16 protein-coding genes and 1 riboswitch are annotated in these 18,636 nt (G+C 56.3%); of the genes, 7 read left to right on the forward strand and 9 right to left on the reverse strand.

Features of this window, described 5'->3' with window-relative positions; translation table 11 throughout:
• The first annotated feature begins 469 nt into the window (after positions 1–469).
• Both AC1V0D_RS13930 and AC1V0D_RS13935 read left to right on the forward strand, forming a co-directional pair.
• Positions 470–1,210, forward strand: coding sequence for a nitroreductase family protein (locus AC1V0D_RS13930; RefSeq protein ID WP_140029340.1), 741 nt, complete (start codon positions 470–472; stop codon positions 1,208–1,210).
• 165 nt (positions 1,211–1,375) lie between these two features.
• A complete protein-coding gene (locus AC1V0D_RS13935; RefSeq protein WP_482907606.1) occupies positions 1,376–2,578 on the forward strand; it encodes an MFS transporter in 1,203 nt (400 codons plus the stop codon).
• Between the two features lie 62 nt (positions 2,579–2,640).
• Here the strand turns inward: AC1V0D_RS13935 and AC1V0D_RS13940 are convergent, their stop codons facing one another.
• Positions 2,641–2,856, reverse strand: coding sequence for a YdgH/BhsA/McbA-like domain containing protein (locus AC1V0D_RS13940; protein ID WP_009092831.1), 216 nt, complete (start codon positions 2,854–2,856; stop codon positions 2,641–2,643).
• 366 nt (positions 2,857–3,222) lie between these two features.
• Between AC1V0D_RS13940 and AC1V0D_RS13945 the strand changes: the two genes are divergently transcribed.
• Together AC1V0D_RS13945 and AC1V0D_RS13950 are read left to right on the forward strand one after the other, a co-directional pair.
• Entirely contained in the window at positions 3,223–3,903 is a 681-nt protein-coding gene (locus AC1V0D_RS13945) for a type 1 glutamine amidotransferase domain-containing protein (protein ID WP_058957080.1), read from the forward strand.
• Positions 3,904–4,820: 917 nt separating this feature from the next.
• On the forward strand, positions 4,821–5,345 hold the full coding sequence (locus tag AC1V0D_RS13950) for a phenolic acid decarboxylase (RefSeq protein ID WP_167431801.1): 525 nt from the start codon (positions 4,821–4,823) through the stop codon (positions 5,343–5,345).
• Positions 5,346–5,421: 76 nt separating this feature from the next.
• Here the strand turns inward: AC1V0D_RS13950 and clcA are convergent, their stop codons facing one another.
• Entirely contained in the window at positions 5,422–6,810 is a 1,389-nt protein-coding gene (gene clcA, locus AC1V0D_RS13955) for a H(+)/Cl(-) exchange transporter ClcA (RefSeq protein ID WP_482907607.1), read from the reverse strand.
• A gap of 257 nt (positions 6,811–7,067) precedes the next feature.
• On the opposite strand from clcA, the gene AC1V0D_RS13960 reads away from it, so the two are divergent.
• Positions 7,068–8,294: an FAD-dependent oxidoreductase gene (locus AC1V0D_RS13960; RefSeq protein ID WP_154928868.1), complete on the forward strand. Its 1,227-nt coding sequence runs from the start codon at positions 7,068–7,070 to the stop codon at positions 8,292–8,294.
• A 146-nt stretch (positions 8,295–8,440) separates the two neighbouring features.
• Positions 8,441–10,213, forward strand: a complete 1,773-nt coding sequence (locus AC1V0D_RS13965; protein ID WP_140029346.1) for a sensor domain-containing phosphodiesterase — start codon at positions 8,441–8,443, stop codon at positions 10,211–10,213.
• A 36-nt stretch (positions 10,214–10,249) separates the two neighbouring features.
• Here AC1V0D_RS13965 and AC1V0D_RS13970 read toward each other — a convergent pair whose 3' ends face one another.
• From AC1V0D_RS13970 to ascF, 6 genes are all read right to left on the reverse strand, one after another.
• The gene (locus AC1V0D_RS13970; protein WP_482907608.1) at positions 10,250–11,185 is read right to left on the reverse strand and encodes an ABC transporter substrate-binding protein; all 936 of its coding nucleotides are present in this window, start codon (positions 11,183–11,185) and stop codon (positions 10,250–10,252) included.
• A 24-nt stretch (positions 11,186–11,209) separates the two neighbouring features.
• Positions 11,210–11,968 carry an ABC transporter permease gene (locus tag AC1V0D_RS13975; RefSeq protein WP_482907609.1) on the reverse strand — a complete coding sequence of 253 codons (759 nt, stop codon included), beginning with the start codon at positions 11,966–11,968 and terminating at the stop codon, positions 11,210–11,212.
• Positions 11,965–12,705, reverse strand: a complete 741-nt coding sequence (locus AC1V0D_RS13980; RefSeq protein WP_058957086.1) for an ABC transporter ATP-binding protein — start codon at positions 12,703–12,705, stop codon at positions 11,965–11,967. The genes AC1V0D_RS13975 and AC1V0D_RS13980 overlap by 4 nt, the downstream gene beginning before the upstream one ends.
• A complete protein-coding gene (gene tenA, locus AC1V0D_RS13985) occupies positions 12,702–13,403 on the reverse strand; it encodes a thiaminase II (protein WP_482907610.1) in 702 nt (233 codons plus the stop codon). The genes AC1V0D_RS13980 and tenA overlap by 4 nt, the downstream gene beginning before the upstream one ends.
• A 70-nt stretch (positions 13,404–13,473) precedes the next feature.
• A riboswitch (TPP riboswitch) is annotated at positions 13,474–13,576 on the reverse strand.
• A 106-nt stretch (positions 13,577–13,682) separates the two neighbouring features.
• Positions 13,683–15,113, reverse strand: coding sequence for a 6-phospho-beta-glucosidase (locus tag AC1V0D_RS13990; protein WP_009092841.1), 1,431 nt, complete (start codon positions 15,111–15,113; stop codon positions 13,683–13,685).
• A gap of 36 nt (positions 15,114–15,149) precedes the next feature.
• Complete coding sequence (gene ascF, locus AC1V0D_RS13995; protein WP_482907611.1) at positions 15,150–16,598, reverse strand: PTS cellobiose/arbutin/salicin transporter subunit IIBC; 1,449 nt, start codon at positions 16,596–16,598, stop codon at positions 15,150–15,152.
• A gap of 256 nt (positions 16,599–16,854) precedes the next feature.
• Here ascF and AC1V0D_RS14000 point away from each other — a divergent pair, with 256 nt between their 5' ends.
• Entirely contained in the window at positions 16,855–17,871 is a 1,017-nt protein-coding gene (locus AC1V0D_RS14000; RefSeq protein WP_009092844.1) for a LacI family DNA-binding transcriptional regulator, read from the forward strand.
• Here AC1V0D_RS14000 and AC1V0D_RS14005 read toward each other — a convergent pair.
• The gene (locus AC1V0D_RS14005) at positions 17,868–18,617 is read right to left on the reverse strand and encodes a DeoR family transcriptional regulator (protein ID WP_482907612.1); all 750 of its coding nucleotides are present in this window, start codon (positions 18,615–18,617) and stop codon (positions 17,868–17,870) included. The two genes, AC1V0D_RS14000 and AC1V0D_RS14005, sit on opposite strands and share 4 nt — an antisense overlap.
• Between the last annotated feature and the right edge of the window lie 19 nt (positions 18,618–18,636).

An 18,636-nucleotide genomic window follows, 5' to 3' on the forward strand; every position in this document is an offset into this window, starting at 1 on the left:
TGAAAGATGTCCCGTAATTGTGTGATCGGTTTATTCACATAGCGCTTAAATAGGTTACCTTCGGTTCTTTTTGATGAATTGTCGGAATATGAAAAAGGGATTTCAGGAAAGAGCGATTAACGCCGCAGGTATGATAAAGGCCTCTGCTACCTGTCTGCTTTTTAGCCGCGGTCAAACGGTGAAGCAGGCATTAATCGCCTGAAGGGTAATGGCTCAATCCGGGCGGCGCGTTTCAGCAGATAGCATTGCATTGTCAGTTGCACACAGCGCTTTAAAGATGTCCGGTAACGGGACTGACTTTATAGCGCACCGGCGGTGAGTGATTCGGTGACTTTAACCCCGGCGTTTTAAACGTATACACAGACGCAGACGTGTTTAGAAACGGTTACAAAAGGGTGCTCAAAAACCCTCGAATTACCAAGCGTGCGAATACGTTACTGTTATAGTTGCTTTTTAAATGGGAGGAACTATGAGCGATCTGATTGATATTTTCACAAGTCACAAAAGTGAACGCAGTTTCACTGAGCAACCCGTTGATGAGGCTGTACTGGATCGGATTATCAGTACCGCTTACCGTGCGCCAACATCGGTCAACTCGCAGCAGGTTTCTGTCGTCATCACCCGTGACGCAGGCCGTCGCGCGGAGATCGCCGCGATTGCGGGTGGTCAGCCGTGGATTGCTAAAGCACCGGTGTTCATCACCTTTGTACTTGATATGCATAAATCTGCCGTAGCGATGTCTGCGGTCGATCAGCAGCAAATCGCGCATCAGAGCATCGAAAGCATCGTCTCTGGCTCAACCGATATCGGTATTGCGCTGGGCTCTGTGATGGCTGCCGCGCGCGCAGAAGGATTAGGCATTGTGCCAATTGGCGGGATCCGCCGCGATCCACAAGCGATGATTTCATTGCTGGATCTGCCGCCGCTGACGTTCCCTGTGGCAGGTGTGGTCATTGGTCATGTTGATGAACCCGCTCATCAGAAACCCCGTCTGCCGCTGGCGACCTTCCGCCATGATGAGACCTATAAAACCCAGGGGCTGGAGCAGCAGATTGCCGCTTATAACGATGAGATGGTACAGCACTGGAAAAACATCGGCCGCGACGATGGCGAAAGCTGGAGTGCAAGCGTCGGTGGTTATTACAAAAACATCTACTTCCCGGCTGTGCTGCCTGCACTGCTGAAGCAGGGTTTCGGCACCGATAAATAAGCCGCGCATTTAACGCGAAACACGTCAGGGCCACCCGTATCCAGATACGGGTGGCCTTTTTCATTTTGTTACTATAACGAAATGTGACTTTCCTCGTTGTAACACATAATTTCCTTTTTAACCGAAGCGCAATTGCCTTTAACACTTACCTTCCAGGGAAATAACATGTCACAGCGTTCTCTCTACGCGCTCTGTTTAATGAGCTTTTTTCTGGCCGATGTTCGCGATGGGCTGGGGCCATTTCTGGGCATCTTTCTGACGGAGCGACACTGGCGTCCCGACGAAATCGGTCTGGTCATGACCTGCGGCGGCATCGCCGGGTTACTGGCCACGCTGCCTGCCGGGATCGCGGCCGACGCCACCCGACACAAGAAAATGATTGTGCTGCTGGGTTGTCTGGTGATCACGGTCGCCACGCTGTTGCTCTGGTACAGCAATCAGACCTGGACCGCCATGGTCTCACAAATCGTGGCGGGAATAGCGGCGGCCTTTATCGGCCCGACCGTGGCGGGCATCACCCTGGGACTGACCGGCCAGCGCGGCTTTAACCACCAGATGGGTCGTAATGAGGCCTTTAATCACGGCGGGAATACCATCGCCGCACTGCTGGCGGGATTTTCAGCCTGGTACTGGGGAATGGGCGCGGTCTTTATTCTGATGACGGTGATGGCGCTCTTCGCTGCCGTTGCCACGATAGCGATCCGCGGTGATGAAATCGATAACGACGTTGCCCGCGGTTACGAGCAGAATGAAGAGCGTGAACCCGCGCCGCGCTTATCGATGTTGATACGCAAACCGGCCCTGCTGGTGGCCGGTGTGACGCTGCTGCTGTTTCATCTTGCCAATGCCGCGCTGCTGCCGATGCTGAGCATGCGCGTCGCCTCGGCAGGCGGGCAGGCGGCGGTCAGCCCTGGCCTCTTTGCTGCGGCAACGGTGGTGATCTCGCAGCTGGTGATGATTCCGGTGGCGCTATGGGTCTCTAAACGGGTCGAAACGTACGGCTACCGACTCTTTATTATGATCGCCCTGATGATCTTACCGCTGCGCGCGGTGATTGCGGCGGGCTTTGCCGCTCCCCTCTTTGTTATACCGGTTCAGGTACTGGATGGGGTGGCAGCGGGGATCCTGGGGGTGGCGGTGCCGGGTTATATCGTCTCTCTGCTGCGTGGCTCCGGCCATGTTAACGCCGGGCAAAGCGTGATTATGCTGATGCAGGGAGCGGGCGCTGCGTTGAGTCCGGCCATGACGGGCATGATCGCCGCGCGTTACTCCTACAGCACCGCCTTTGCTGTTCTGGGCGTGATCGCGCTGGCAGCGCTGATTTTATGGTGGCGCACCGGCAGCGCACCAGCCGCACGCCTCGCCTGACCGACACAAAAAAGGCTGCCCGTTGGGCAGCCTCTTCTGGCAATTCCGTTTGCGACCATCCGTTATTTATACAGTTCTGCGGTCATATGAACACGGTTGTTGGTGTTCGCTTCGGTGATTTTGTATTGCGCGCCCTGTTCCTGTGCCTGAGCAGCGATTTTTGACTCTGCGCCATCCAGTGTTGAGGAGGTCACAGATACGCTCTGCGCGAAGCTGCCAAATGAGATCAGTGAAAGGGTGGCGAGAGCGGCAATTGAAAGTGCTTTTACGTTTTTCATGGTCATATTCCTGTTTATCAATGAGGAGGATGTGTGCCTCCGATGGCAATAATAATAACCATAGTTACCATATCAATATTAACTATTAGTGCGGTAATCGTGATCATACTAACTAGTTGTGCCGGGTTGTGCTCATCTCAGGCTGGTGAGAGAACCTTTCCAGAAAGTCTGACACGCCTATCCGGCATAAAAACGAAAAGAATAGTGATGAACTATAATGGGTTGCGGATCACCGAATATTAAGCGGTAAATTTCAGTGATTCCTCAGAGTCCGTCACGACTGACGGACAAAACAGAAGAAGGCGCGATTAACATCGGGTATGACGCGCCTGAACTCTTAACCTGCAACGCTTACAGGGAGCGGACATGAAGATTCTGATGGTTTTGACCTCACATGATGAGCTGGGTAATACCGGCAAGAAAACCGGTTTCTGGCTGGAAGAGTTTGCCGCACCTTACTATGCCTTTCTTGACGCGGGCGCAGACGTAACCCTGGCATCACCACAGGGAGGACAACCTCCGCTCGATCCTAAAAGTGATGAAGCCGACTCTCAGACCGCGGATACCCGTCGCTTCCATAGCGATTCGGCTGCGCAGGCGGTGCTGGCTTCTACCCACAAACTGGACAGCGTGAGCCCGAATGCCTTTGACGCTGTGTTCTATCCGGGCGGCCATGGCCCGCTATGGGATCTGGCAAATGACAAACACTCTATTGCACTGATTGAGCAGACCCTGCAGGCTGGCAAACCGGTAGCACTGGTATGTCACGCACCAGGCGTATTGCGCGATGTGAAAAATCCGGATGGCACGCCTCTGGTTAAGGGAAAGAAAGTCACGGGATTCACTAACAGTGAAGAGGAGGGCGTTGGCCTGACCGACATCGTCCCATTCCTCGTTGAAGACGCGCTGAAACAGAATGGCGGTCTCTATTCACGGGGAGAGGACTGGCAGTCCTATACTGTCCAGGATGGTCTGCTCATTACCGGGCAGAATCCGGGCTCCTCTTCTGAGACCGCGAAGGTTCTGCTGGCGAGTCTGAAAAAATAGCGTCGGGTCTTTCACAGGGGCGTCTGTCGGCGCCCTTGTAATCGCCTTTTAATCCTCTCTGTCAAAATAGTTACCTGCCGAATTATTCAGGATCAATATATCGATTATTACTCCCAGCATAATTTCCGGAACACTGAAGATATAAACATGGGTTAAATTCCAGTGTTGACATTATTTATATCAGAGGTAGATTAAGAATTATCAGCGGCATGAAAGTGCCCTGACACACCGGGAATTAACGGTGTTATCGGTGTCGATGGACTTATTCGCTTAAGCTGTCGGCGGTTCTGTTAAACATTGTTGTCATCAGCTCATTTGAGTTAATCACAATCCTGTTAAATCGAGTCGTAGTAACGCACTGAGAGATAAGCAGTATTGCATCGCGATGATGTAAGGCCTCGTAGTTCTGAACGTGACTTTACGACGGTTACGGTTGCGGATTACACGTCGTAATGAATGTAAGGCAACGCATCAAAGAGTATATATCGCGATGGGGGTGTGCAGATTTATACGGGCCTGACCTGTCTTTGTCTCACGAAAGCCTCTCAGGTGGTTGAGACCGTTAATAATAGTGACATTCTGTAACCGTGTTCATTATTATCCGCAGAATCTGTTCATAAATAGCTGTACCAAAGTTGTTCCTGTTAATTAAGTTAGTTAATGGTAAATGTTAAATCAGTAGTAACCTAAAAGCCCTGGCTGTCTTAGTCAGGGCTTTTATTTTTCTTTCAGGCATTTAATCGACTCTTCCTCTGTGACCTTTCTCTGTCAATGTGACCGTTCCGGCTCTGTGACAGTCCGATGACAATTTCCAGCTATGGATGGCAATTCAGCCAGTCTGGTCCATAGTGAGTATTTGCCGGCTGGTTTATACATTTATCTGCGCCCGGTCCGGGCGCCTGTTCAGAGAGGGTAACATGTCTGCAGAATCTCCAGAGGATATTGCCAGCGATCTGTCTCAGTTCGTGGGTACGCACTTTGTCTATACCTATGACAATGGCTGGAAATATGAGTGGTACGCGCGCAATGAAACTACCTGTGACTACCGCATTCATCAGGGGCTGGTGGGCGGCCGCTGGGTGACCAACCAGAAGATGCACGCGGTTCAGTTTGCCCCGGGCATCTACAAAGTAGACTGGCATGAGCCGACCGGAACCTGCGTCAGCCTGCTGTTCGATCTTAATCGCACTCTCCTGCACGGAACCATCTTCTTCCCGCAGTGGATTGCCGGAGAAGGTCAGCATCCTGAAAAAACTATCTGCTATCAGAATGACTTCATTGAGGATATGCATCGCTTCCGCGACGAAGGTCCCGCTTACCCCTACGTGATTATTCCTGAGTTCGCTAAGGTCACCTACATGAAAAATGAGGGGCCGGATAATGATGAAGTGATCAATCTGGCACCCGGCCAGATGCCTGCTGACTTTTTTGATGACAAGTAAGTGACCGGGCTACCCGCCCTGAGAGGCGGGTAGCCGGTTGGGATAAGAACCTTTATCCCGCGGCGTGAATGTCCGCCTAAGGAGGCGTCACGGCCGACTGCCGGGCCAGCGTGCGGGCCAGAATAGATGAATAGAGCGGTTTGCCCCCCAGGAACTGCGCCAGCAGCGTCGCGCCCAGACAGGTGATAATCATCGGTAAGATCAACTGATAGTTGTCGGTCATCTCCAGCACCAGCACGATGCCGGTGAGAGGGGCTCTGACCGAGGCCGCAAACAGTGCACCCATCCCTGCGATAGCGAACGTACCGGGCTCCAGCTGATAGAACGGAAAGAGATCGGTCATCACCACACCAAACGCGGTACCCAGCAGAGTTCCCAGCGCCAGCATCGGCGCAAAAATACCGCCCGGCGCACCTGAACTGAAACAGAGCAGGGTGGTAATCAGCCTGACCAGAAAGATCAGCAGCAGCAGCGCGAAGGGGAAGACGCCATGCACAGCCTGGGGGATCAGTTCTGAACCGCCACCTGCTCCGGGGGCGAACAGCAGCGCCAGAATGCCACAGCCGCCCCCTAACAAGCCCCCCGCCAGTACAACCCGTGCGGTTTTACCGGCGTAGAAGCGGGCAAACATATCCTGCGTCAGAAAAATCAGGCGATTAAACAGTACACCAACCATCCCGATAATCATGCCCAGCACCAGGTAGAGCCACAGCGTCTGCACCGGCGCATCCGCCAGTTTGCCTACGGAGATGACCGCCTGTTCGCCGTTAAAGCAGCGAAAGACGATGCTGGCCATAATCACGCCGGTAAACACGGCCTTAATGGATATCAGGTTATAGCGGAACTGCGGACGCATCTCTTCAATAATGAACAGAATGCCCGCCAGCGGCGCGTTAAACGCCGCTGCCAGACCGGCCGCCGCACCGGTTGCCAGCAGCGTATGCCGCGCCTCGTTGCTGCGCATCCCGAGAATATCAATCACCATCCGGCCGATATTGCCGCCCAGCTGCACCGTCGGGCCTTCCCGGCCCAGTACCATTCCGGCACCCAGCGTGCCCATGCCACCAAAAAATTTTACCGGAATCACCCGCCACCAGCGCACCGGCCTCAGCTCCTCCAGCGCCCCTTCAATTTCCGGAATACCGGAGCCACCGGCTTCGGGGGCGAAGCGTCTGACCAGAAAATAGCCGACCATCGCCAGTAACGCCGAGATGGCAAAGGCGGCCACATAGAGTGTCCAGCCCTTAAAGTGGGCGGGTATCAGTGTGTCGGCGCGCCATTGCTGAATAGCCTCAACGGCGCGGGCAAAGGCTACCCCGGCCAGGCCAACCAGCGAACCGACCAGCGCAGCGCAAAACAGCATCGCCAGCGGCGTCTTATCACGGTGGAGCAGGGCGCGGAACATCCGGCTGCGTGCCGCGATGGAGCGGGGAACATAAACCGGTTGCGGTATTTCTTCATTCATTGAGAGGGATTCTTGTTCAACCAGACCAGCGCTCCAGTGTACTGAGAGATAAGGTGAAAACAAACGTCAGGATCAATTTCAGCTGAGGAAAGCGGCTATTTCGCCTGCGGTGGACAAACCACTTGCGCCATGCGTTCGCGGTAGGCTGGCGTATCCTGATTTTTCAGTGTCTGAGCCACGCACTATCGACCGACTGTGGCGTTGTCGCCACGGTTGACGCAATAATCATAGCAATACTGGCGTGACAGGGAGCCGACATGCAGCCACATTCTACTGAAATCCTCACCGCTGACTGTTGTATTGTCGGGGGCGGCCCGGCTGGCCTGATGCTGGGCTATCTGCTCGTCCGGGCAGGCGTGCGCGTGGTAGTCATCGAAAAGCACGCCGATTTTCTGCACGATTTTCGCGGTGACACCATTCACCCCTCTACGCTGGAAACGATGCACCAGCTCGGCCTGCTGGAAGCATTTCTCACGCTGCCGCATCAGCGGGTCGAAAAGCTGGAGGCGGAGATTGCCGGCCAGAAAGTCACCATGGCCGACTTTTCCCGCCTGCCGGTTCAGTGCCGCTTCATCGCTTTTATGCCGCAGTGGGATTTCCTGAATTTTATTGCCGATCACAGCGCCCGATATCCGGGCTACACTCTCCTGCGGTCAACCGCCTTTGCGTCGCTTAATGAGGAAAATGGCACGGTCAGTGGCGTCACGGCACTGCGCGGAAATCAGCGCATTCATGTCCGCTGCAAAGTGGTGGTGGGTGCGGATGGCCGACATTCTCAGGTACGCGCAGCGGCAGGGTTGACCAGTCAGGCTTTTGGCGCGGCACGGGATGTCATCTGGTTCCGTCTCAGCAGGCAGCCGCACGACCCTGATATGGGCGTGGGGCACACGGGACCGCGACGAAACTTTATCGTTATCGATCGCGGTGACTACTGGCAGTGCGGGCTGACTATCCCCAAGGGGGAGTTTGACGCGAAACAGGCCGCCGGACTTGATGCGTTTAAAGCGGAGATTGCGGCCCTGTCACCTTTTGAAGCCGCGCGAATGGCGGAAATCGAGGACTGGACGGCGTTTAAGCTGCTCTCTATCCGCATTGACCGGCTCGATAAGTGGGCGAAGCCTGGCGTGCTCTGCATTGGCGATGCGGCGCATGCAATGTCGCCCATAGGCGGGGTGGGTGTGAATCTGGCGATTCAGGATGCGGTGGCGACGGCGAATATTCTGACTGCGCCGCTTAAAGCCGGTGAGCTGCAGCTGCGCGACCTGGAAAAAGTGCAGAAGCGCCGTCAGTTTCCTACCGTTGCCACGCAGTTTTTGCAGATCAAAATGAGCCGCAAAAAGAGCAAAAAGAAAACCGGTGGTAGCAGTCGCATCCCCGGGATGATCGGTCGGCTGCCCTTTCTGAAGTTTATGGCCGGTCGCCTCATCGGACTCGGGTTCCGGCCGGAATCGCCGCAGGTTGCACGTGGTAAGGACAATAAATGATTTCGACAGCGTTCAGATATCATGCGACACTGTTTCGCTGTGGAATTACTGTCAGATTGAGCCGCTATTTATCTGATAATTGGGCGCTAATTGAGCATTAAGCAGCGAAATTATTTCGAATTTTGCGCCTGCATAGGAGAGGTTTCGTGCATAACGAGCAAAATGGCAGTGACGTAAAACGACTGAGTGCTATTAAGGCACTGCTGTCACCGGATGAAACCCGGGATGAGGTGCTGGAGAGATTTGTGAATCTTGCCAGTGAGGTCCTGGGTATCTCAGGCAGCTTCATTTCGATTATTGACGACCATAATCAGTATATTAAAGCCTCTCGCAACTTCGATCTTCAGCAATCGACCCGGGATGAGTCACTTTGCCGCCATGTGATTGATGGCGAAGGCCATCTGGTGGTGGTCGACACCCTGCTGGATGAGCGCTTCGTCACCCACCCGTTTGTAGAGGGCGATCCGCATATCCGTTTCTACGCCGGTGTCTCGCTGCAGAATCTTGAAGGTTCGGTACTGGGAACCCTCTGCGTCACGGATACCGAGCCTCACCCCTTTACCGACGAGAAACTGACGGTTCTGCGCTCACTGGCAACGCTGGTCACCTCGTTTCTGGATGCCTGGAACAATGCGGGCTTTGCCGATGTCATCACGCATCTGCCGAATCGTCCACGCCTGCTGCGCGATATTCAGCAGCTGACCCTGACCGCACCGCACAGCCGCTTTCGTCTGATCCTGATCGACTGCATCGACATTATTCGCGCGTATGAGCTTTCACGTGCCGTCGGGATCGCACCGATGGAGAAACTGCTGAAGCAGATGGCAGAAGATGTCGCTCACCGGCTCAATCTGACTGAAAACGAAACGCTCTACAGCTTTGCACCGGGCCGCTTTGCCATTATTCAGCCCTGGTCTGGTCGCTATACTGCGCAGAATATGGTTGACCTGTTCACAGGCCTCAAGGCCGACCTGGCCGAGAACATTACGCTCGATCTGGATGTTCACACCGGCGAAACCGAATTTGTGCCGTCGCAGATGGATGCCAATGAAACGGTGCGTCAGGCAGTGAGCGCGCTGCACGAAGCGGTTGATGAGAACATCAGCGCAATGGTGTTTGATGAGAGCTACGATACACGTCGCACCGATGACTTTATGATCATGAACGATCTGGCGCAGGCGCTGCATAAAAATGAAGAGCTTTATCTCGCCTGGCAGCCCAAAGTCTGCCTGAGAACCGGCAAAACCGTCGGGCTGGAGGCACTCATCCGCTGGAATCACCCTGAGCGGGGTGAACTTTTTCCTTCAGAATTTATTCCGTTAGCGGGTAAAACGAATCTGATTTCCGACCTCACCAACTGGGTCATCGATCACACGATAGAGCAACTGGCGCGCTGGAATCGCGAATACGATCTGATTCCGGTCTCCATTAACGTCAGTGAACGTGATTTCTCAAAAGCAGATTTTGCCGACAACCTGCTGGCGAAATTGACGGCCGCGCAGCTCCCGGCCTCGATTATGGGTATTGAATGTCTTGAGAATGAACTGATCACCAAAAGCGATGTGGGGATCAAGGGGCTGGAGGCACTGAAATCGCACGGCTTTGTCATTTCACTGGATGATTTCGGCGTAGGCTACAGCAACATCAGCTACCTGCAAGATATCCCGCTGGATGTGATCAAAATCGATCGCTCCCTGATCTCGCGCATGGGTGAGGATGAGGCATCTAAAATCATCGTCAGGTGCATTATTCAGATGCTGAAAGAGCTCAACTACACCGTTCTGGCGGAAGGGGTAGAGACCGAGTCGACGCTGGCACTGCTGAAAAGTTACGGCTGTGACGAAATTCAGGGTTACTTCTTCTCAAAACCGCTGCCCGCCAGTGACATCGAACACTGGCTCTATCAGAAGGTCCGCTAGGAAATCGGCCCGCGGCGCACGCTGCGGGCCGGTCTCTTATTCGCTGTCAGTGGCGTAGCGATCAACCGGGGTCATGCGTTTAATCAGCTGGTTATCGAAGAGAAATTGTTCATAAGCCTGATAGCGTGCGCGATCCAGTTTTGCCGGATCGGAGGCGAACAGCGGCAGCGTCGCCATCCATGACTGGTGATTCAACGACGTATTCAGTTCCGGATGGGCGAGGGCAAACTGTTGCCAGCTCGCTTCAGGCTGGGCCTGTAACGTCGCATTTCCCTTCTTCAGTGCCCGCAGAAATTTTCTGATCTTTTCTGAATGCGCCTCATCCCGATGGGCAACGATGATCAGCTCGTCATAAGCCGGAACGCCATAATCCTCAACGTTAAACACCATCGGATCTTTCCCCTGATCTTTCATCTCCAGCGCTTCGATGTTGCGATAGCCACCGATCACCGCATCCACTTTTCCGGTCAGCAGGGCGCTGGTGAGCTGAAAGTTGACGTTAATCAGCGTCACCTGATCGGCCTTTACTCCTTCATGGCTCAGCATGGTCGCCAGCGTCGCCTGCTCAATACCGCTGACGGAATAGCCGATGCGTTTGCCTTTTAACGCCCCCGGACTCTTCATCGATCTGTCGAGTGTGATCAGCGTATTCAGCGGCGTATTGATCAGGGTGCCGACCCGCATCAGGGGCAGGCCCTGGTCGGCGAAGAAATGCAGCTGAGGCTGGTAAGTGATGGCTAAGTCTGCCTGCTTTGCGGCCACCAGGCGCGGCGGCAGCGCCGGGTCGGAAGGGGGAATGATGCTGACCTCCAGCCCCTCTGCGGCAAAGGCGCCGGTCTGCTGTGCCACCACGATCGGCGCGTGATCGGGATTGATATACCAGTCGAGCACCAGCGTCAGTTTTTCCATTGCCTGAAGGGGGGTGGCGAAGGCGGCACCCAGCAGCAGGGTAAAGAGCGGTATTTTCGTCATACTTTTTCTCGTCAGTTAAGGTCATTAATCCGTTTCGGGGGCCCAGCTAATCAGGCGACGGAGCAGGAAATCGATGAACAGCCACAGCAGCAGCGTCATCAGCACCAGAATGAACAGGGCGGCAAAGCAGAGATCACTCTGCATCCGGGCATTGGCATTCAGCATGACGTAGCCCAGTCCTTCCGCTGAGCCGACCCACTCTCCGATAATGGCGCCAATCGGGGCCACCGCGGCCGCCATCCGTAAACCGGATCCCAGCGCGGGCAGTGCCGCCAGCAGCCTGACATGACGCAGCTGAGCCGCGCGTGAGGCGCCCAGCGTGCGGGCCAGATCGAGATAGCCGGGCGGGACGCGGCGCAGGCCATCAAAAAAGGCAGAGGTCACCGGGAAAAAGATGACCAGCACCGCCATTGCGACTTTGGCGCTCATCCCGAAGCCGAACCAGAGCACCAGCAGGGGCGCCAGCGCAAACACCGGGATCGCCTGGCTGGTGATCACCAGCGGCATCATCCAGCGCTGCAACCGCGGTGAAAAGGACATCCCCAGCGCCAGCAGGGCGCCCAGCAGCACGCCCAGTGCCATGCCGCTGAGGATCTCCGTCAGGGTGATGAGGCTGTGCTGGCTGAGATAGCGGGCGTTCTGCCAGAGCGCGGTGGCGACCGCCGGGGGGGAGGGCAGCAAAAAAGCGGGTACGGAAAGGGAAATGAGCCACCACAATCCGATGAGGCCTGTAAAAAGCGTCACACCACGGCGTAGTCCGCCAGATCGTTGTTCTGACGTCATCCGGCTAACCTGCTCAGCTGATTCAGCAGGGCAGCCTGACTCCGGATGACGCTGACATCCTCTGCCGCCCGTGGAGGCTGCCCCTGGAGGGAGGGAGAGGCTTCGATACCCGTCGGGCCGATCACCAGCAGATGATGACTCAATCGACAGGCTTCTGCGGCATCATGCGTTATCAGCAACACGGTGTGCCCGGCCAGCACTTCCGCGGCCAGCGTCTGAATCTGACTGCGGGTCAGGGCATCCAGCGCAGAGAAGGGTTCGTCCATCAGCACCACGGGCTGGCGGGTATAGAGGGTGCGAGCCAGTGCGGCGCGCTGACGCATCCCGCCGGAGAGCGTCGCGGGCCGTGCGGTGGCATAACGACTCAGACCGACACGCGCCAGCAGGTGCTGTGCCCGCTCACGATCCGGCTTCTCCCCGTTCAGGCGGCTGGCCAGACAAACGTTCTGCTCCACTGTCAGCCACGGATAGAGCAAGTCCTGTTGTCCCATCCAGGCGATGCGTCCGGTCAGCGGCAGGCCATCACTGCCGCTGACCTGGCCGGAGGAAGGCGGTAACAGACCGGCAATCACCCGCATCAGACTGCTTTTACCCACGCCGCTCGCCCCCAGCAACGCTGTAAACTGGCCACCCGCGATCTCCAGAGTGAGCTGGCTGAAGAGCTGCTGCTGACCCAACCTGAGTGACAGCTGACGGATTGCGATACCAGGCGGCGCCGAACAGGCTGACGCAATCATGGGCGGACCTGCAGACTGGCCGCATGATTCAGTCCCATCTGCCAGAACGCGGATTCCAGCCGTGTGGCGGTAGTAAAAATCTGCGCCAGTGAGGCAAAACGCTGCTCAGCCGCACGCTCGCCCGCCAGGGTTTCAAACAGCGAAAGGGCGTTGCGAACGCCGTTCAGATAGGACTCATCGCCGTAGTTTTCTATCCACGCCGCATAAGGATTATCGCTGAAGCGGGTTGCAGGATCCTGTAGCAGGGTCAGACCCGTTTCAGCGTACCCGGCGACACAGGGCATCAGCGCGGTCAGCAACTCCAGCGCATCGCCGCTGTGCCCCACATCCAGCACATAGCGGGTGTAGTTGAGCGTTTCCACCGCCTCCGGTTCGCTCGCCATTGCCGCTTCGCTGATGCCCCACTGCTGGCAGTAGTCCAGATGCAGCGGCAGTTCGCTGACGATGGCGTTGAGCGACGCCGTCGCGCTGCGCAGGGCGTCCGGTGCGGAGAGCTTGCTTATCAGCAGGCCCCAGGCGCGGGCGAAGTGCAGCAGAAACAGATAATCCTGGGTGAGATAATGGCGAAACGCGGCGGGGGGCAGCGTACCCTGACCGAGCTGCTGTACAAAGTCATGTGCCACATAGGCGTACCAGTGAGGGTCAGCCTGCTGACGCAGACGACCGTAAAAGCCGGTTTCGAAAAGCGGATGTGTCATCAGATCTCCTGTCACAATGGAGATCCGGGCATACGGGCTGGAACAGGGAGTGATGCAGGAGATGACGCAGAAATATCTGCCGACCCGTCCCTTCGCTGGCATGACCCAGATCAGGTTCAAAGGGTTCGGCTTACGCCATCTCAGCCCATAACAGGACACCCCTCGGAGACATCGGTTATACGATAATTACCGGCAGAGTACAACGGCAGGTTGACTGCAAACCTGCGGCGTCGCTGACAGGCGTATCACCGCAGACACAACACTCAATAAGTGACGTTGTCACTCAAGATCGGCTCCGTTGCTGGCAATGACCTTCTTATACCACCAGAATGACTTCTTACGCGTGCGGGCCAGCGTACCACGCCCGAGATCGTCACGGTCAACATAGACAAAACCGTAGCGCTTACTCATCTCACCGGTTGAGGCCGCCACCAGATCGATGCAGCCCCAGCTGGTGTAGCCCATGACCGGCACGCCATCTTCAATCGCGTCACCCATAGCGCGGATGTGTTCACGCAGATAGCTGATGCGGTAGTCGTCATGGATTTCGCCACTGGCATCGGGTTCATCGCGTGCGCCCAGACCATTTTCGACCAGGAAAAGCGGCTTCTGATAGCGGTCATACATCATGTTCATGGTGATCCGTAATCCGAGTGGATCGATGCCCCAGCCCCATTCACTGCGCGGCACATGGGGATTCGTCAAAGACTTCACCACATTGGCGGCGCTGCTGTTCTGCTCGTTCATCTCCGCCGAGGCGCAGCGTGAGGCGTAGTAGCTGAACGAAACAAAATCGACGCTGTTTTTCAGAATTTCCGCGTCACCCTCCTCGATCTTCAGCGTTACGCCTTTCTCCCGAAACAGCCGGGCCGCGTAGGCGGGATAGGCGCCGCGTGCCTGCACATCGATAAAGAAGAGGTTTTCACGATCTTTCTCCAGCGCGGCCCAGACATCCTCCGGTTTACTCGACCAGGGGTAGAAGTTGCCGCCCGCCAGCATGCAGCCAACCTGGTTAGCCGGATTGACCTCATGCGCAATGCGGGTCACCTGCGCGCTGGCGACCAGTTCATGATGCGCCGCCTGATATTTCACCTGCTCCGGATTTTCGTCTGGTTCAAACACCAGTCCGGCACCGGAGAAGGGGCTGTGGAGCAGGATATTAATCTCGTTGAAGGTCAGCCAGTACTTCACCAGACCATCAAACGCCTCGAAACAGCTGCGGGCATAGCGGGCAAAAAAGTCGATCATTTTACGGTTACGCCACGAGCCATACTCCGTCACCAGATGCATCGGCACATCGAAATGGCAGAGGGTGACCAGCGGTTCGATCTGATGTTTCCGGCACTCTTCAAACACCGAACGGTAAAAAGCAATGCCTTCCGGGCAAGGTGTCAGCTCATCGCCGTTGGGATAGAGACGGCTCCAGGCAATCGAGGTGCGGAACACGCTGAACCCCATCTCCGCCATCAGCGCGATGTCCTCCCGGTAACGATGATAAAAATCGATCGCATTATGGCTCGGGTAGAACTCGTCGTCGCGAAGCGCAAACCGTTTTTCAAGACCGAGTTTGACCGGCATCCGATGCGGGCCATGCGGGATCATATCGACGGTGGTTAACCCTTTTCCGCCTTCGCGAAAACCGCCTTCGCTCTGGTTGGCGGCCAGTGCACCGCCCCATAAAAACCCTTGCGGAAACCTTGATTCAGACATGCATTCCTCTTTTCCGGGTCGGTAAGACCCTTTCCTTTAGTGGCTGTTAATGGCGTTGACGCGTTCGGGTACGGCTGCCGGTTGTGTCGTGGTGGTGGCGTCGGTTTCAGGGATATCTTCAAAGCCTAACAGCAGCGTCAGCACAAACGACAGCACCACAGACAACACCATCACCGCGCCGACCCAGACAATACTCATCGGGCTGGTGGGATCAAAAAACTGCACGCTGGTGAACAGGCCAGGCGACGCCATCGAGTGGCTGGCCAGCCCGCCAATGCCTGCTACCGCGCCGCAGATAAAACCGCTGATCAGACAGGCGACGAGCGGGCGTTTCAGCCGGACGGCCACACCATACAGCGCAGGTTCTGAAATGCCGGCAACGATAGCGGAGGCCGCCGCCGCGAGCGCGGTCTGACGCAGTTCCCGGTTTTTGGTGCGGAAGGCTACCGCCAGAGACGATCCTCCCAGCGACAGGTTGGCACCAATCTCGGAGGGCATCACCATGCCCTCTTTGCCGGTTTCAGCAATGGTCTGAATGATGGTCGGGGTAAACACCCGGTGCATACCGGTCATCACCAGCAGGGGCCAGATCGCGCCCATAATCGCGACCGAGAGCCAGCCGAGATAGCCATGGACGGTGTAGACCAGCGCAGAGATGCCGCTGCCGATCCAGATGCCAATTGGACCAATCAGCACGATTGCGATGGGTGCGGCAATCAGCACAATCAGCATCGGTTTCAGGAAGTTTTTGGTGACGGCCGGGGTAATGCGGTCCACGCCGCGCTCAATGTGTGACAGGATCCAGGTCATCACCAGCGCCGGAATCACCGTGTAGGTATATTTCACCGCCGTGACCGGAATGAAGGCAAATTCCACGGCCTGACCCTGCGCCGCTTTCGCCATCAGATCGATAAAGTTAGGGTGCACCAGCACGCCAGCAATGGCGATCGCCAGCGACATATTGGTTTTAAACTTCAGCGCGGCAGAGGCGGCTACCATCACCGGCAGGAAGAAAAAGGCCCCGTCGCCAATCACGTTGAGGATCACCAGCGTGGAGGAGCCTTTTTCAAACACACCGGCCATATCCAGTATCATCGCCAGCAGCTTAACCATCGACCCGCCGATAATGGCCGGGATCAGCGGTGACATCGTGCCGACCAGCGCATCCAGAATGCCTGCGCCGATGCTTTTCAGCGTGATTTTGCGTTTCACCGGCGTGGATGAGTCGGCGGCAGGGGATCCCATCGCCTGCAGCGCCTGAAAGGCCTGAGAGACGTTATTGCCAATGATCACCTGACACTGGGTGTCGTTGTGAACCACGCCCATCACGCCATCGATCGCTTTCAGCCGGGGATAGTCCACCTGGGTTTCATCTTTCACCACAAACCGCAGTCGGGTCATGCAGTGCGTTACGGCTTCGATATTGTTGAGGCCGCCTAGCGCATCGACGATGGCGCGTGACACCTCGGCATAGTTTCTGGGCATGATCGCTCTTCTCTGTAGGGTAAATCGGTCAATGTTGTTATGTTTTTGCGCCTGCATGCAGGCAGATAGGAAACCGGTTTCACAAAATCATGAAGGGCTTTTATGACCGGGACAAGCCTAAAAATCAGCCAGATTTTCGTTTTGTGACCGGCGTCACCTGCCATTGGCGCAAAGGCCGGCTGAGCGCGAGGGTAAATATTTCCAATATTGAGAGGCTTAGGTAGACTGCAGAACGACGCAGTAAAGGAGTATCAGCATGGCAACGATTCAGGAAGTGGCGAACAGGGCGGGCGTCTCAAAAGCGACAGTGTCACGCGTGCTCTCCGGCAACGGGTATGTCGGTCAGGAAAAGCGTCAGAGAGTTCTCGATGCGATTGCCGAAACCGGCTACCGGCCTAATCTGCTGGCGCGCAATCTGGCAACGAAAAGCTCTCAGACTATCGGGCTGGTGATCACCAACACCCTCTACAGCGGAAGCTACTTTACGGAACTGATGGCGCACTCGGCGCGCATACTGGAGCAGCAGGGCCGCCAGCTGATTCTGGCCGATGGCAAACATACGGCGGAGCAGGAGCAGGCGGCAATTCAGTTTCTGCTCGATCTGCGCTGCGACGGCATCATCATCTATCCGCGCTTTCTGTCCATTGATGCGCTGGATGCCATTATCTCCCGTCACAAACAGCCGATCCTGGTCATTAACCGGCGGCTGCGTGTCAATCAAAGCTACTGCATCTACAGCGATCAGCACGCCGGCAGCGTCACGGCGGTGAGTCATCTGCTGAATCAGGGGCATCGCGACATCGCCTTTATTACCGGATCGCTCGATTCCCCGACCGGGGTGGAACGCCTCTCCGGCTATCGTGCCGCGCTGGCAGCACAGGGTATCGACGCCGATCCGGCGCGTATTGTGTCAGGCCGCTGGACGGCTCAGAGCGGGATGGAGGCCGTGGATACGCTGCTGGCACGCGGGGTATCCTTCTCTGCGCTGGTGGCGAGTAATGATGAGATGGCGATCGGGGCGATCAAACGGCTTACAGCGTGCCGGATAGCGGTGCCCGATCAGGTTTCAGTGATCGGTTTCGATGATATCCCGCTGGCACCCTACATCACCCCGTCATTATCCAGCATGAAACTGCCGGTGACGGAGATGATCAATGAGACGATTCATCGCCTGCTGACCATGCTGGATGGCGGTGACTGGTCTGCCCATCCCCCCTTTACCGCCAGCCTGATGCTGCGCGATTCGGTCACGCAGGGACCGGGCGCGGTTTAACCCGTGGCGACCGTTATCACGTTAACTGCGCGCGCCTTAAGCTGCTCTGCCGTGACGGCATCCAGCGTTTCATCAGTAATCACATGCCCGACCTGATGACCGGATGAGAGCGGATAGGGATGGATCTGGCCAAATTTAGAGGCATCGGTCAGGGCGTAGCTTTCCGCCCCTTTTGCCAGAACGGCATCCACCACATCACAGCGCAGCATGTTGCGACCGGTAAAGCCGGTTTCCGGATGCCAGCCATCCACGCCGACAAATGCCCGGTGAAAGTGAACCTGCTGAATGGAGTAGCGGGTCAGCGGGCCGACGACCGACTCACTGCTTTTCTGCAGCATCCCACCCAGCACAATCACTTCGCAGGCCGCCTCACGCAGAAGCTGGGCAATGTAGTGGCTGACGGTAATCAGGGTCAGATCGGCACGGTCAGCCAGCGCGCGCGCCAGCAGGGCGTTGGTGCTGCCGCCTTCAATAAATACGGACTCCCCCGGCTCAACCAGGCGGGCGGCGTGAAGCGCCAGGGCCTGCTTGATGGGATAGCGGGTGTTCAGGCGGGTACCGACATTATCGCTGTCCAGCGCCAGCGCAGAGCCGTGAACCCGCCGCAGCAGACGGTCACGCTCCAGCAGCGTGAGATCCTGACGCACGGTAACTTCAGAAACCCCGGTGAGCTGTGCCAGTTCACTGACCGTCACGCTGCCCCGGCTATTAACCAGTTGAATAATCTGATGATGTCGCGGATTCATAATGGGATGTCGCAGAAAA

This window comes from Pantoea sp. PA1 (genome assembly GCF_056856975.1).